The organism is Gilvimarinus sp. 1_MG-2023 (assembly GCF_030548285.1).
Window position 1 is genome coordinate 1 of the sequence record NZ_JAUOSC010001339.1, and the last position, 253, is coordinate 253.

The 253-nt window shown below is 55.3% G+C and carries 1 protein-coding gene; it reads left to right on the forward strand.

Annotated features, from left to right (window positions below):
* Nucleotides 1-253, forward strand: a 253-nt coding sequence (locus Q4563_RS21200) for a phosphoenolpyruvate carboxykinase (ATP) (protein ID WP_303605931.1), incomplete at both ends; no start/stop codon positions are given.

Below are 253 nucleotides of genomic sequence, written 5' to 3' on the forward strand. Positions count from 1 at the left end.
GGTTGGTTCAACGGAAATGGGGGGCGTAAAAGGTCTGAAATCCACCTTTTCTACCTGTTTTGGTGCACCCTTCTTCCCACGTCCAGCAGGCGAATACGCGGAACTGCTGATGAAACGTGTGACGGAGTTCGACTCTCAGGTCTACCTGGTCAACACAGGTTGGACTGGCGGTCCAAACGGTGCCGGTGGTGAGCGCTTCAGCATTCCAACCACGCGTGCAGTGATCTCTGCTGTTCAGTCTGGTGTGCTGCGT